Source organism: Shewanella pealeana ATCC 700345 (assembly GCF_000018285.1).
Lineage (GTDB): Bacteria > Pseudomonadota > Gammaproteobacteria > Enterobacterales > Shewanellaceae > Shewanella > Shewanella pealeana.
This window is the reverse complement of record NC_009901.1, coordinates 910,206-923,884: the sequence shown is the minus strand read 5'-3', so window position 1 is coordinate 923,884 and position 13,679 is coordinate 910,206. Positions and strand designations below refer to the sequence as shown.

Genomic DNA, 13,679 nt, shown 5'->3' with positions numbered 1-13,679 from the left:
GAAATTCACGTTTTGCAGGCAGCGACAAGCCTTGGCGCATACCTAGCACTCGCGATAAAAATAAAAAATGATATAGAAAATAAAAAGTGTGTACGGTCTAGCGATTGCTCTTTTAAATATCAGTTCAGTAAGAGATTGTTCAGCCTAGACTACAGGGGGTGACTAGGCTGAACACTGGAGATGAAATCTCTTGATGACTTTGTTGAATGTTAGCGAGAGATGGGGCTCGCTAACACGCTATCATCTATTGACTGTCGACTAATTAAATCTTACCAACAAGGTCAATTGAAGGAGCTAGAGTCGCTTCACCTGGCTGCCATGCTGCTGGGCAAACTTCACCGTCGTGAGTTGCAACATACTGAGCTGCTTGAATTTTACGAACTAGTTCAGCTGCGCTACGACCAATACCTAGGTCATGTACTTCAGCAACTTTGATCTCGCCTTCTGGGTTGATAACAAACGTGCCACGTAGTGCTAGACCGTCTTCCTCAATCATCACACCGAAGTTACGTGTGATAGTACCAGTTGGGTCACCAATCATTGGGTACTGGATTTTACCGATTGTGTCAGAGCTTGAGTGCCATGCTTTGTGAGTGAAGTGAGTGTCAGTCGATACTGAGTAAACTTCAACGCCCATAGACTGTAGCTTCTCGTAATGGTCAGCCATGTCGCCTAGCTCAGTTGGACATACGAATGTGAAGTCAGCTGGGTAGAAGAATACTACTGACCACTTACCTAGTAGGTCTTGCTCAGTCACTGGGTGGAAGTCACCGTTGTGAAAAGCAGTTGCAGAGAATGGCTTGATTGTAGAGTTGATGATTGACTGATGCATGTGATGCTCCGTTTTATCTGTTTTAATCATTAAAGTTGAAAATACTATTTCTTAAAATTCAACAAACTGAATGAGTGATGATGAGTCTCTTAAAGCCAGTTCGTTTTCGATGTGAGAATATTAACGGAGACTGAAAATTTATGATAACGGGTAAAAACTATCAATCTAATCTATTTTTCCGAATAGGATTAACAAGTCAGCGATATTAAGCAGTTAGGTATGATTTGAGAGGGTCAAACAGAGGTAAAATTCCGCGTTTAGGCACGAGTTTCGGAAAAATCGATTACGGATTTGAGCCAAAGCCCCCCGCTAACACTGACGTTGATTAACGGGGAAAAGCTGCTAAAAGCCTAATTTACTGATGCTTAGGCTACTGCTCCTGATTCTAAGATGGCTTAACTTACTGACACTAAGCCTACAGAGACTTGAGCTACTGTGGCTTAACCTCCAGAGATTAGTAAGCTCAGAGCTAGACTTCACATTATAGCGTTAAGCTTATTGCCAAACGTCGAATCGCGTTAGCGATCTGCCGAGTTGAAAATCCAACTGCTGCGACAAAGCCTGTGCTTTGGTTTTTAAGCCACTGGCACTGATCTCACGCTTGGCCTTACCCGCAAACACCACCCAGTTACCACTGCCCGTTAGGCAGGCGCGAACCTCGACGAAATACCTGTTGAGGTAAGCAAGCAGCTCACGGTTCTGGCTGTGCTCTTTCCAGCAGTTCAACACCAAATAACCGTCGGCCTTAATCAAGGCGGCGCATTGAGCAATAAAGGACTCCGACACTTGAGCCGCATCGACACCATCGGCGCTATAGATATCGGCAAAGATCACATCGACTCGCTTATGATCGCCAGATTCAAGAAACAGCTTCGCATCTTGATTGATCACTTTAAGCTTTTTGCTTAGCGGCAGCTGGAAGTAACGCTTAGCCAGCTCAATCACATCGGCTCGCAACTCAACTGCGGTCAGTTTTATCCCAGCATCGAAATGACGCAGCGCATGAATAAGTCCACCGCCACCAAGACCAAGTACGATAGCGCTCTTAGGTTGGCTATACAGCAGCACCAATAGCATGGCTTGCACATAGGTGTGCTGTGGAATATGTGGCGTAGCCTTGAGTAACTTACTCTGCTCATCGTTTTCGCCGAAGGCGAGGATCCTTGTTTCCTTATCTTCGAGTACGATAAGTGGACCATATTCATCTTGGGTTTGGTGTAAAGTTTGAAAATCTGACATGAGCGCTCCGACAATTGGGGCGCTATTATACCCAAACGACTTGAAAAAACCCGCTTCAATAAAATGCTGCTGTTAATATGCACTCAAACCGCTCCCGCAGACTGCAGCAACAATCAACATACATCTACAAGTAATAAGCAGCAGCAAGCCAAACATAAGCACAAACACCACAAGCAGCAAACAATCTCAGCAAAGAACGCCACAAACAAAACAAGTTTCCAACCCCGAGTTGGGATCTGCCTCTCATTTCATTTTTTGCTGATACATACAATCAGCCCCATTCTCAACTAAGTAAAATGAAACCAATGAAAAAGACAATTTCTGCAGTCGCGCTAACTGCAATCCTAAGCACTCAACTTACCGGCTGTATGGGCCAAATGGGCCTAAGCGCCATGGTAACTAAGGCTAACCTAAGTGCAGTCGACAACCGTTACGGTCGTGCTGGCCTATTTATACTTATGAGCCCAATTTATGGTTTCGCGGCAACAGGCGATCTATTTATCCTTAACAGCATCGAATTCTGGACTGGTACTAACCCTATCACCGGTCGTTCACCAGCTGTTGTTGATATGCCAGTTGAAGCTATTTTCAAAGTAAACAAGCACATTGATGGTGACCTAACTACGGCTCCGTTAAAGAACATCAAGTTAACGAGCGCTTCAATGGTTGCCACTGACGAAAATACCTTGGCAATGACATTAGTATACGAAGATGGTAGCCAGCAGGTTATGTCTGGTGTTAAGCAAGACGAGCATGTTGATTTCTATCTAGATAACACCTTCATCACTCGTGTGAGCACTGATGAGCTTGCTGCTTACCAGCAAGGTTAATTATTAGCTCTTATAGGTATTATTAATATTAGTTACTCCGTGATAGATAAAAGGGCCGATTATATCGGCCCTTTTTATTTGCATTGATTAACGTATTTTATTCAAAACATTACTCAAGCGTTTTACTTAAGTGTTCGCTGAAAAAACGCTACCGCCTGCAGATACATCTGAATAGCTAACGCTGGATCATACCTATCACTCCCATCCCGCATAAAGGCGTGCTGAGCATTCACCTCAAGCCAATTAAACTTGCGTTCAGTGGCTTCAAGTTTGTTATAGATAGCTTTACGCCCTTCACTGGAAACATGAGGATCTTGCTTACCAAACACCATCACTAGCTCGGCTGCGATATCGCCGGTGCGGCTCAAGGAATCGTTGCCTTTATCACAAGGTAGCGTATTAGAATGGATATCTGTTGCGTATAAGCAGAAGGCCCCTTGAATATCAGGATTAAGCGCCGCGCGATAGGCTAAGTGACCGCCAATACATACGCCCATGCTGCCAATGTGACTGCTGCAAAAACTTAAGCTGCGAGCAAAGTCCACCAGCGCCTCAGTATCACTGTCATGGTGTTCAAGCGGCTTAGCAAACTTATCGGCGTTACCTTTATCTTTACCGACATCATCGTACTCAAGCACGGTGCCAACAGGGTTTAGCTCATGAAATACCTCTGGCACTAAGACCACAAAGCCATGGCCTGCGAGAATAGCTGCCGCACGCGCGATCGGTGCCGTCTGCTGAAAGATCTCAGAGTAAAAAATAATAGTCGCGAATTGCCCTTCACTGTCGGGGCGGTATAGGTAGGTTCGCATGCTGCCTGTCGCGGTGGGAATATCATGGACTTCTTGAGTAATAATCATCGGCTTTCCTTCCTAATACAGCTCGTTAGGACAATGCTCTCCGGCTAAAAGCTGGGTGACATTTGTCAGTGTCGTATGGGCAATCGCGCTCAAAGCCTCTTCGGTTAAGAATGCCTGATGGCCAGTAAAGATCACGTTATGGCACGCCGACAGGCGTCTAAACACATCATCTTGAATGATCTCGCTCGACTTATCTTCAAAGAAAAGCTCTTTCTCATTCTCGTAAACATCTAAGCCCAGTGAGCCTAACTGACCAGATTTAAGCGCTTCCATCGCATCGAGGGCGTTAAGCAGACCACCACGGCTAGTGTTGATTACCATGACACCGGGTTTCATTTGACTAAAACTGTTTTCACTGAGCAGATGGTGATTATCTTGAGTTAATGGGCAATGCAGGCTAATCACATCACAGAGGGGATAAAGCTGCCCAAGTGACAAGTACTCGACACCTAAATCAATAACCGCTTGATTCGGGTAGGGATCGTGAGCCACAACCTTGCAACCAAAGCCTTGTAGCACCTTGATGGTTGCTAGACCAATCTTACCCGTGCCTATCACGCCAACGGTGCGGCCATGCATGTTAAAGCCGACTAAGCCATCTAAAGAAAAGTTCGCATCTCGCGTGCGCTGATAGGCTTTATGAATTTTACGGTTTAGGGTCAGCATGAGTGCTACCGTATGCTCGGCAACTGACTCAGGAGAATAGGCAGGCACATTGACTACCTTCATGCCTAGGCGCTCGGCAGCTTCTAAGTCAACATTGTTAAAACCAGCACAACGCATGGCAATAATCTTGGTTCCACCTTGTGCTAGCTCCACCAACACCTCTTCACACAGTGAATCATTGACGAAGGCGCACACGATCTCAAAGCCTTCAGCTAACTTAACCGTTTGCATGCAAAGGCGATAATCGAAGTACTCAATCTTGGCGCTGAAAGCGGCATTAGTTCGATCGAAATACTGCATGTCGTAATGTTTAGCGCTAAAGAAGCCTATTTTCATTGTAGAAACCTTATCTAAATGAGGAGAGAAACTTAAACAGTGTATACCAATCGCTATTATAAAGTAGCCATCTTGGGGTTATTTTTTGCCGCTTAGCTCAGGGTTCTAGAGTGAGGTATTGAAGCACCTTGTTACACGTTTTAAAGCCCAAAGTAGCTGATAAAATACAGGATACAAGACGGTGCTTATCTGGAGCCGATGCCGAGCAGCAATGGCTCTTAGCTATATATTTCAGTTATGGCTTTGGACTTGGGTGTTAGATTTAGGTGTTAGATTTGGGTTTAAGTGACGGCTAATAGTGAGAAATGACAGGCAAAGAAAAAGCGAGCTCCTGACAGCTCGCTTTCCAGCTTATTCTGAAGGCTTTGCTAGGGAGTTAAGGATAAATTATCTCCACCATTCAGACCAAGGCCATTATTGACTGAGCATGAAAATATCAACAACAGCAAGGAGTAAGCATATGAACGCTAGCTTACCACTATCTATAATTAGGTATCGATATCTGCCTCACATATTTGCTCTACACTAGCTGTGCCATACACGCCAAGTGAAACAAATTTCTACTATAGATTGAGCTTGTGATCTCTCAATGCTTTTCAAATAGCCATTTCCTGATAAGATTTGCAAAATAGTAACAGCACAAGACTCCTAAATATGGCCAGAAAAGAACTCTCAGAAAAGCAATTTATGGTCCAACGGCTTTCTAAAACCGCCCTACGCGCTTTGCATATTTTGGGGGTCACAGGGGCTGGCGGTGGCATTTTACTGCAGGTTCCTCAAGATCAATGGTTGGTCTATTGGATCATGGCCATGAGTACGGGAGCCGCCATGATGGCGTGGGAGATAGTGCGTGACTGGCGCTGGCTAATCCAGCTAAAGGGCGTACTAACCTTGGTAAAACTTGGTTTGCTAGTCCTGTTCATTCCTTTGGCACACTATAAACCAGAGCTACTGATTTCCATCGTATTATTATCGGTTGTTGTCTCTCATGGTCCTTCCGGTTTGAGACATTACTCAGTCGTACATAGACGCAGAATTGGCGGCAAAAAAGAAGTTAAAGGCTAACACCATGAGTAGCGCTGAATTAATCAAACAATTTACTCAACTTAAAGATCAACTCTCCCCCATGGCGAAAGTACTCGACCTAGCCTGTGGCAACGGTCGTAATGGTCAATGGTTTAGCGACAGAGGCTGCCATGTTAGTTACCTCGACCGAAACCTATCTGGGCTAGATGTCACAGCTGATGACAGTCGCATCGAGTTACTGGAGTGGGATCTCGAAGATGGCAGCGCCCCTAACCTCCCCACCGAGCACTACGATATTGTGCTTGTTTTTAACTACCTGCACCGCCCTCTCTTCCAGCAAATCATGGATAGCATTAAGCCTGGCGGGCTAATTATTTATGAAACCTTCACCGAGCAACAGGCACTCATCGGTCGCCCTAAGAATCCCAACTTCTTGCTCAAAACGAATGAATTACGAGCAATATTTGCCAATTGGCACACTCTCCAGTACGCTGAAGATCTATTCGGAGAATTACCCAACGCAAGTTATAAGGCACAGCTTATCGCTCAAAAGCCTCTGGTATAATCTCCATCGAGATATAATTGCAAGCAATGGAGGCCTGCATGTTCCCATACCCTGAACAGTATCGAATTGCGATGCCGCCAATGCTCACTGGATTAATGGTTGTTTGGGCTCTGCTCAGCCGGTTAGTGTTTGGCGATGCCAGCGTATTAAGCCTCTATCCTCTATTAGCCCTTTTCCCTATCATTATCTTGCTGCACCTCTACCTGATCTGGGATGCCAGAAGCATGGGCCGCTTAGATCAATCTTTCTATGCCTTGATCCACAGTGCGCTTGCATTTGTAGTTTGGACCTTTGCCATCATGCATGTTAACGGAGAAGGTTTCTCCTAATTCAGTCTGAGCAATAACAGAACAGACAAGTTGTTATGGATTATCTCGAATCTGCTTGCATGGATAACGGCCTAAGAGGTATCTTTGCCGCGCATTTTTAATAAGGTTCAATCATGACTGATTTCGTCTACTCTCCTCCGACAACCCCTTGGCTTGAAGTGTTACATCAAGACAAAGACATTATGGTCGTTAATAAACCATCGGGTCTGTTATCTGTTCCGGGAAGAGATCCTGCCCACGCCGACAGTACTTACACTCGAGTATTGGCTGAATTTCCACATGCTAAAATCGTTCACCGATTAGATATGGCGACTTCAGGCGTCATCGTTGTGGCGTTACTGCGTAGCGCAGAGTCGGAGCTTAAGCGTCAGTTCAGAGATAGAGAAACCCAGAAGACCTACTATGCTAGGGTCGCGGGCCATGTCAAACAGAGCCACGGCACCATTAACCTACCGTTAATTTGTGACTGGCCAAATCGCCCAAAGCAGAAGGTGGATCATAAGATAGGTAAGCCTTCACAGACTCATTATGAAGTGATTAGCTATGGCAAGCGCTCAACCTTAGTAAAGCTAACGCCGATCACAGGCCGCTCTCATCAGCTGCGCGTACATATGATGGCACTAGGCCACCCAATTTTGGGTGATAACTTCTACGCAGATCCTCTGGCCAAGCGACTCGCTCCGCGACTACTGCTGCACGCACAATCACTGACGATTACCCATCCATACACTAAAGAGCCAATGACCTTTAGCTGTGATGCGCCCTTTATGAATGCCGAGGGTGAGCAATAATCCCCCTTAGCTGATTGATATTGCTTTAGCAAAGCGCCAAAGGAGCTCATCCCCTTGGCGCAAATCGCCCCAATACGAGTTCACACTCGAGCACATTGTTTCCTCTCCAGAGTTGGTATAAATCAGTTAACCTAAGCCAAGTTCTATATTGATGCCTAGAGATAAGATGTGTTGCCAGCAGCACTTCTTTGATAAATCAGTAGAATATTCATCAAAAAATACGTAAATTAGTTAGCTAACTAATAAGCAATCGACCTATTTATTATGGAAGTCCCATTTCAAAGAGACTCGCTCGACAATCAAATCCTATCTGCATTGATGAAGGAAGCCAGAACCCCCTTCGCAGAATTAGCTAAACGCTTCGGTGTTAGCGCCGGTACCATACATGTGCGCGTTGAGAAAATGAAACAGGCTGGGATCATCACTGGGGCGCAAATTACAGTAAACCCTAAGGCCTTAGGTTACGATGTATGCTGTTTTATCGGTATTAATTTGAAGAGTGCCGGTGACTACCCTGCTGCCATCTCTAAACTCAACGAGTTAGAAGAAGTGGTTGAAGCCTATTACACCACAGGTAACTACAGCGTGTTTGTGAAGGTAATGTGCCAATCGATTGATGGGTTACAACACGTACTGATCAACCGCATTCAATCTATCGATGAGATCCAGTCGACTGAAACCTTAATCAGCCTACAAAACCCTATTGTACGCGCAGTTAAGCCATAGCCAATTGCTAAAGTTGGCAAAATAAAAGCAATAAACCACGAAGCGCTCACTTCGTTTGCTACACGGAGGACTCGAAGAAAACAACAAACTTAGAGTGGATTTTCTTCGTGCTCTCCGTGTCCTTCGTGGTGCATTCTTATCTTTCGAAGTCACCGAATTGTCTCTGAGTGACTTCCTTAATTGAACGGCATTAGTAACATAAGTTAGCTTTTACAACGCTACAAACTTTGGCCTGACAAACTTTAGCCAGACAAACTTTGGCCTGCCCTACTCGCAGCTATAGCTCAAATAGATTGGTCATCACCTTATAAAGCTCGGTCCCCTGATACACAGATGCAGAGGCAAAGTGCAGAATCGGCACGCAGTCTTGCTCAAGACTCAAGCCTGTTAGCTCGTTATCTGTGCCATACAAATCTAGCCTTAAGATGTTAGCAAGTACCATTCCCGCTTTGAGCGGCTCGCCGAGTTCAGCCTTATATTCGACAAGCCCTGCTGTTGGCGCGTGAAACTTCTTATAATCTTTCAAGTAACAGCCATACCTAGCCATCTCGGCAGGTTCAAGCTTGTCACTCACCACCCCACGATGACTCAGATAAGCCAAGATCCCCTTCGCATCCTCGAGCGCATCCTCCATATCGATACGCTCCTGGCTAGCTAGCTCCAAGGTAAATGCCGATACAGGTACCTTGAAATCGCGCCCCTGAGATTGCACATATTCCGCCAGCTGCCACCAAGGACAAAATGCCGCTTCATCCATGGCGCCGCCAAAATCATTGGGGATCACCAGACTAAAGGGAATAGAGAACAAAGATGCCGAGGCCACATCGTATTCAGGGCAATACATATGCTTGCATGATTTAGGGCCAGTATGCAGATCGATAACGATATCGGCCTCATGAGCCAGTCTCTGCAGCGTTACCGCGAGGCGTTTACCTGTGGTCACCCCCCACTCATTGTTTAAGTGAGTCTGACATGACTCAATCAACAATAAACGGTATGCCTTGATCAGCGCCTTATCTTCTAGATGACCATGCTCTTGATACCAACTGGCGACATCGAGTTTATGATCCAGATATTCCCGATTCCAGTTAACCCCAGTGATAGGGTCGAAACGACCTAGGGTAAACTCACCACTTTTTTGATTGATCCCTAAAGGATTAGCCAAGGGCAGTAAAGTTACCTCGCCCCTGACATCCAGCTTTTCCAGTTGCTTCATTAACTGAAAAATTACCGCGTTACCTTGCACCTCGGCGCCATGAACATTGGCTTGGATAAATACGCTCGGCGCATCGAGGTCTTGGGCTGGGATCCGGTAAACAGGAACGCTCAGCTCCTGCCCAGTCGCCAACTCTCCCACTCTTAGGCTAGATTGGGTAAATTTCATAAAAGGCTCTACTTCCTGTTCGCGTCGACTGTTAACTAGGCTTCAAACAAGTTTTCATGCAAAGCGCCAATAACATTAGCAGCCTCAGCTTCATCCACCAAGATACACAGATTATGTGGGCTCGCCCCTTGGCAGATCATACGAACATTGTAAGTCTCTAATACTTCAAATACGCGGCGACATACCCCTGCTGTTGAAGCGATATTGTTGCCAATAACGGCAACCAGAGCTAAGCCCTCTTCGACTCTAACGCGGCAATGTTGCGATAACTCTTGCAGCAACGCCTCACTCAATAAACCTTGACCGCTCGAGTCCGAGCCTGTTTTATCGAGTGTCAGTGCTACGTTCACCTCAGATGTGGTGATCAAGTCGACACTGATCTTATGCTTTGCCAGTGTCGCAAACGTCTCGGCAAGGAAACCTTGAGCATGTAGCATCTGTAGGCTATGGAGATTTAGCAAGGTTTGGTCTCGGCGCACCGCTACGGCGCGATACACAGGCTCACTTTTAACCTGATGACGGATCCAAGTGCCACCTTGCTCCGGTGCCCAACTAGAGCCAACGAAGACCTGAATCTTCTGTCTCACTGCCGGTAAAATGGTTGCAGGGTGAAGCACCTTAGCACCAAACGTTGCCATCTCAGCCGCTTCGTTAAAGCTAATCTCAGGGATTGGGCGAGCATTAGGGGCCAGACGAGGGTCGGTAGTATAGATCCCCGCAACATCGGTCCAGATCTCTACCGCATCGGCTTGCAGCGCCTCGGCTAACAACGCGGCAGAGTAATCACTACCACCACGGCCTAGGGTTGTGGTGTTGCCTTCGCTATCGGCGCCCACAAACCCTTGAGTGACGATAACTTGATCGCATAATAAAGGCTCTAGATGCTGCTTAGCCAACTCGGCGATCATTTCGATTTGCGGCTCGGCGCGTCCATGATGACTGTCGGTTCTCAGCACTTGGCGCACATCGAAAGCCGATGCACTAGCGCCTTTCTCCCGCAGTACCGCGGCAAAAAATACTGAAGAGCACATCTCACCTTGAGATAAGAGTTCATCCATCACCGCCTTGCTACGAGTCAGCTTTAAGCGCTCACTTAGGGTCGAGATATGGCTGAGAATGTGATCAATTCTTGCCGCCACATCGCTCGGGTTCCCCAGCTTATCGAGGATTTGATATTGAATCGAAGCGATCTTCTTGATCAAGGCTTTAGATTCTTCAACACTGGTTTCGGCTTGGGTCAAGGCGACTAGCTGATTAGTCACCCCGCTCGATGCACTCACCACCACGACTCGAGTTTGTGGATTAGCAATAATGATATCGGCGCAGCGCTGCATTGCGTCATAGTCGGCAACAGAGGTACCACCAAACTTGGCAACATTTAAGCTAACAACAGATTCTAAAGACATAACGCTGCCTCCACGCATAATAGGCACGGCAGGCATTGACGAGAATGGGTATTTTGAAAAACTAACATGAATAAGCTCCGAACTAACTTCGTTCGAAGAGCCTGGTGCTATGATATGTCCCCCATAGAGTGGGGAAACAGCGATCGTCACCAGAAGCTCTCCACCATAATAAACATAGGTGACAATCGACAGGATTCAGCCTGTACAACCAACATTCAAGCCCGTCCAAATGGCTTTAAATATCTCGGCGTTAATCTCCCTCATAAGTCATCAAAGGGTTTTGGTCCCCTCAAACTTACTACCTAGTTAACGCTCCTCTTCTGCACTTATCTTGTATAGCTGTAACGTCCTATCGAACTAGCGAAGAAAGTCTGCTTTGTATACAAAATAACAGATTAAAAAATATCAAAAAATAACCAATTAAGTCAACGGAAATCTAAGATGATTTAATTTTACTCAATATCAGGCAAGTCTACTACTCTGCGCACTCGTGGCGAGAATGCGCCTAGAAAGGCTTCTTGCTTAGGCATTAAGCAGGGAACTAACTGTAAACGGTCAGCTTCGACATAATATACCCAAGCTACCTCAAGATGCTCGTTTCAGAGCTCCCGTAGGATAGCTGAATAAGGCAGTGATTGAGGATAATGGTTATTCCCTTACCGATATCACTAACGCAGTGCAGGTATTCTACGGGAACTCCCGTAGGGCACGGAGAGAAGCAACATTTTTCTGCGTTATGAAATATTGAATTAGAATAACTAGTCCTACAATTTCATGCCTTGAACTCTGTCACTTCTCGACATGCTGAATCCTGCATATTGAAGTTGTTTGGGTATAGATAGCATTTTGATTGAACAGACGGCCAAGCTGTATCGCCGAGTGCTTATCGGTAGAAACTGCCCAGCTTTTCTCCATATGTCTTCCATCTTGGGAAGCACCGACCATAGAGCGATAAGGTAGGCCTAGTTGATGTATTTCATGCTGCAGTTTTCGGTCTAGAAGGCCATTTTGACAAGGAGAGAGAACCTCTCCTTTAGGGTTGTATGCGGTGATAATTGCGAAGGATAATTGAGCGGATAATGTCTGAGAAAACAAGAATTCGGTTTGTTTATAATAGTGCCAAAGGCTATCTACTGAGTTGCTCATTGCTAACAATTTCTCCGATTTAGGTGTAATTATTATAGCAAACTCGTAAGCGCTTCCTAACCTTGTGATGTATATCACTATTAGCGAATTTATCAAACACAATAAAATCAATGATATAGTTTTCAAAAAGTGATCCAAATCATATCGTTGAGCAATTTTGTTAACATTTCATTTGTTAACAAATGCCTAAAACGAGTACAATAGGGTTTGTTGATTAACTCATACTGATACATGTAACGAACACATTTTGTTACACATATCTGAAACAGATAGAAGAGTAATCCACACAGCAGTATCAAATGTGATCTATGTTTGATTTAACATTTAAACTTCATACAAAACGGTAAGTAAGGAACTTTTTTCTACTATCGTTAATCAAAGTTTATACAGTTCACGTTTTTCCATATGTGAGATACCCATACTTTGCTTATCATGCAGTGTGTTGCTGTTTCGAACCAAATTTGAAAGCACCTACGTGTATCAGTGAATTATCAGCATAACTAGATGGAGTATAAACTTTTTATACTCATGGTTAGAATTGACAGAAATTAGGTAATTAATATGCAAAACCCGCACATTCTGATTGTTGAAGATGAAGCAGTAACAAGAAACACACTTAGAAGTATTTTTGAAGCAGAAGGATATGTGGTAACTGAAGCCAATGACGGCGCTGAAATGCATAAGGCTATGCAAGACAACAAAGTTAACTTGGTGGTTATGGATATTAACTTACCAGGTAAGAACGGTCTTTTACTAGCTCGTGAGCTTCGTGAAATTAATAATATCGGTCTAATCTTCCTAACGGGCCGTGATAACGAAGTTGATAAGATCTTGGGTCTTGAAATTGGTGCTGATGATTATATCACTAAGCCATTCAACCCACGTGAATTGACAATCCGTGCTCGTAACCTATTAACTCGCGTTAATAGCACAGGTACAGATTCAGAAGAGAAAAGTGCAGTTGAGTTCTACCGTTTCAACGGTTGGAGCCTTGAAATCAACAGCCGCTCTCTAGTTAGCCCACAAGGTGAGTCATACAAGCTACCACGCAGCGAATTCCGCGCTATGCTTCACTTTGTTGAAAACCCAGGTAAGATCCTAAGCCGCGCAGACCTTCTAATGAAGATGACTGGCCGTGAGCTTAAGCCACACGACCGTACTGTTGACGTGACTATCCGTCGTATCCGTAAGCACTTCGAGAGCTTGCCTGATACGCCAGAAATCATCGCAACAATCCACGGTGAAGGTTACCGTTTCTGCGGTAGCTTAGAAGATTAATTCTAAGCTCCGTTATATGTACTGTAAGCAGTACATATAAATAAAAAGCCAGTCGATTGACTGGCTTTTTTTATGCCCAGATTTAGATACCTTTGTGCCAACATGCATATTTATTAGCGGTTAGATTAGAGTATAGACTTAAATAAAACTGAACTTTACTCGGCAAGAAACTTAATAGTCAGCCATTAAAAATGATATTTAGCTCAATCAGATACCTACAAAGTAATAGTATTTCATATTAATTCTGCGCTACGCCTTTTCACTG

General features: G+C 45.0%; 14 protein-coding genes and 1 riboswitch. Of the genes, 7 read left to right on the top strand and 7 right to left on the bottom strand.

The features are described from left to right. Positions 1-262 precede the first annotated feature (262 nt). Both ahpC and SPEA_RS03930 read right to left on the bottom strand, forming a co-directional pair. A complete protein-coding gene (ahpC, locus tag SPEA_RS03935; RefSeq protein ID WP_012154009.1) occupies positions 263-832 on the bottom strand; it encodes an alkyl hydroperoxide reductase subunit C in 570 nt (189 codons plus the stop codon). 495 nt (positions 833-1,327) lie between these two features. After that, on the bottom strand, positions 1,328-2,071 hold the full coding sequence (locus SPEA_RS03930; RefSeq protein WP_012154008.1) for a spermidine synthase: 744 nt from the start codon (positions 2,069-2,071) through the stop codon (positions 1,328-1,330). A 305-nt stretch (positions 2,072-2,376) separates the two neighbouring features. On the opposite strand from SPEA_RS03930, the gene SPEA_RS03925 reads away from it, so the two are divergent. Next, positions 2,377-2,901, top strand: a complete 525-nt coding sequence (locus SPEA_RS03925) for a DUF3332 domain-containing protein (protein ID WP_041410834.1) — start codon at positions 2,377-2,379, stop codon at positions 2,899-2,901. A gap of 122 nt (positions 2,902-3,023) precedes the next feature. Here the strand turns inward: SPEA_RS03925 and SPEA_RS03920 are convergent, their stop codons facing one another. Together SPEA_RS03920 and SPEA_RS03915 are read right to left on the bottom strand one after the other, a co-directional pair. Further along, complete coding sequence (locus SPEA_RS03920) at positions 3,024-3,761, bottom strand: dienelactone hydrolase family protein (RefSeq protein ID WP_012154006.1); 738 nt, start codon at positions 3,759-3,761, stop codon at positions 3,024-3,026. A gap of 12 nt (positions 3,762-3,773) precedes the next feature. Then, positions 3,774-4,763 carry a 2-hydroxyacid dehydrogenase gene (locus tag SPEA_RS03915; RefSeq protein ID WP_012154005.1) on the bottom strand — a complete coding sequence of 330 codons (990 nt, stop codon included), beginning with the start codon at positions 4,761-4,763 and terminating at the stop codon, positions 3,774-3,776. Positions 4,764-5,417: 654 nt separating this feature from the next. Between SPEA_RS03915 and SPEA_RS03910 the strand changes: the two genes are divergently transcribed. The 5 genes from SPEA_RS03910 (at position 5,418) to asnC (ending at position 8,200) form a co-directional block, all read left to right on the top strand. After that, complete coding sequence (locus SPEA_RS03910; RefSeq protein ID WP_012154004.1) at positions 5,418-5,828, top strand: hypothetical protein; 411 nt, start codon at positions 5,418-5,420, stop codon at positions 5,826-5,828. 4 nt (positions 5,829-5,832) lie between these two features. Further along, positions 5,833-6,354: a class I SAM-dependent methyltransferase gene (locus SPEA_RS03905; protein WP_012154003.1), complete on the top strand. Its 522-nt coding sequence runs from the start codon at positions 5,833-5,835 to the stop codon at positions 6,352-6,354. A 38-nt stretch (positions 6,355-6,392) separates the two neighbouring features. Next, a complete protein-coding gene (locus SPEA_RS03900) occupies positions 6,393-6,683 on the top strand; it encodes a hypothetical protein (RefSeq protein ID WP_012154002.1) in 291 nt (96 codons plus the stop codon). A 113-nt stretch (positions 6,684-6,796) separates the two neighbouring features. After that, a complete protein-coding gene (gene rluA / locus SPEA_RS03895; protein WP_012154001.1) occupies positions 6,797-7,474 on the top strand; it encodes a bifunctional tRNA pseudouridine(32) synthase/23S rRNA pseudouridine(746) synthase RluA in 678 nt (225 codons plus the stop codon). A gap of 264 nt (positions 7,475-7,738) precedes the next feature. Beyond that, complete coding sequence (gene asnC, locus SPEA_RS03890; RefSeq protein WP_012154000.1) at positions 7,739-8,200, top strand: transcriptional regulator AsnC; 462 nt, start codon at positions 7,739-7,741, stop codon at positions 8,198-8,200. Between the two features lie 277 nt (positions 8,201-8,477). Here the strand turns inward: asnC and SPEA_RS03885 are convergent, their stop codons facing one another. The 3 genes from SPEA_RS03885 to SPEA_RS03875 all read right to left on the bottom strand — a co-directional run bounded on the left by SPEA_RS03885 (position 8,478) and on the right by SPEA_RS03875 (position 12,136). Next, positions 8,478-9,584, bottom strand: a complete 1,107-nt coding sequence (locus SPEA_RS03885; protein WP_012153999.1) for a succinylglutamate desuccinylase/aspartoacylase family protein — start codon at positions 9,582-9,584, stop codon at positions 8,478-8,480. A 35-nt stretch (positions 9,585-9,619) separates the two neighbouring features. Continuing rightward, entirely contained in the window at positions 9,620-10,990 is a 1,371-nt protein-coding gene (gene lysC / locus SPEA_RS03880; protein ID WP_012153998.1) for a lysine-sensitive aspartokinase 3, read from the bottom strand. A 145-nt stretch (positions 10,991-11,135) separates the two neighbouring features. After that, positions 11,136-11,318: riboswitch (Lysine riboswitch) on the bottom strand. 461 nt (positions 11,319-11,779) lie between these two features. Continuing rightward, positions 11,780-12,136 (bottom strand): DUF3293 domain-containing protein, encoded by a 357-nt coding sequence (locus SPEA_RS03875; RefSeq protein ID WP_012153997.1) that lies wholly within the window; start codon positions 12,134-12,136, stop codon positions 11,780-11,782. 561 nt (positions 12,137-12,697) lie between these two features. On the opposite strand from SPEA_RS03875, the gene arcA reads away from it, so the two are divergent. Continuing rightward, the gene (arcA, locus tag SPEA_RS03870; protein WP_012153996.1) at positions 12,698-13,414 is read left to right on the top strand and encodes a two-component system response regulator ArcA; all 717 of its coding nucleotides are present in this window, start codon (positions 12,698-12,700) and stop codon (positions 13,412-13,414) included. The last annotated feature ends 265 nt before the right edge of the window (positions 13,415-13,679 follow it).

Excerpts from the sequence above, each read along its gene's own strand:
- ahpC (WP_012154009.1), bottom strand. The coding sequence starts at position 832 with ATGCATCAGTCAATCATCAACTCTACAATCAAGCCATTCTCTGCAACT.
- SPEA_RS03930 (WP_012154008.1), bottom strand. The coding sequence starts at position 2,071 with ATGTCAGATTTTCAAACTTTACACCAAACCCAAGATGAATATGGTCCA.
- SPEA_RS03925 (WP_041410834.1), top strand. The coding sequence starts at position 2,377 with ATGAAAAAGACAATTTCTGCAGTCGCGCTAACTGCAATCCTAAGCACT.
- SPEA_RS03920 (WP_012154006.1), bottom strand. The coding sequence starts at position 3,761 with ATGATTATTACTCAAGAAGTCCATGATATTCCCACCGCGACAGGCAGC.
- SPEA_RS03915 (WP_012154005.1), bottom strand. The coding sequence starts at position 4,763 with ATGAAAATAGGCTTCTTTAGCGCTAAACATTACGACATGCAGTATTTC.
- SPEA_RS03910 (WP_012154004.1), top strand. The coding sequence starts at position 5,418 with ATGGCCAGAAAAGAACTCTCAGAAAAGCAATTTATGGTCCAACGGCTT.
- SPEA_RS03905 (WP_012154003.1), top strand. The coding sequence starts at position 5,833 with ATGAGTAGCGCTGAATTAATCAAACAATTTACTCAACTTAAAGATCAA.
- SPEA_RS03900 (WP_012154002.1), top strand. The coding sequence starts at position 6,393 with ATGTTCCCATACCCTGAACAGTATCGAATTGCGATGCCGCCAATGCTC.
- rluA (WP_012154001.1), top strand. The coding sequence starts at position 6,797 with ATGACTGATTTCGTCTACTCTCCTCCGACAACCCCTTGGCTTGAAGTG.
- asnC (WP_012154000.1), top strand. The coding sequence starts at position 7,739 with ATGGAAGTCCCATTTCAAAGAGACTCGCTCGACAATCAAATCCTATCT.
- SPEA_RS03885 (WP_012153999.1), bottom strand. The coding sequence starts at position 9,584 with ATGAAATTTACCCAATCTAGCCTAAGAGTGGGAGAGTTGGCGACTGGG.
- lysC (WP_012153998.1), bottom strand. The coding sequence starts at position 10,990 with ATGTCTTTAGAATCTGTTGTTAGCTTAAATGTTGCCAAGTTTGGTGGT.
- SPEA_RS03875 (WP_012153997.1), bottom strand. The coding sequence starts at position 12,136 with ATGAGCAACTCAGTAGATAGCCTTTGGCACTATTATAAACAAACCGAA.
- arcA (WP_012153996.1), top strand. The coding sequence starts at position 12,698 with ATGCAAAACCCGCACATTCTGATTGTTGAAGATGAAGCAGTAACAAGA.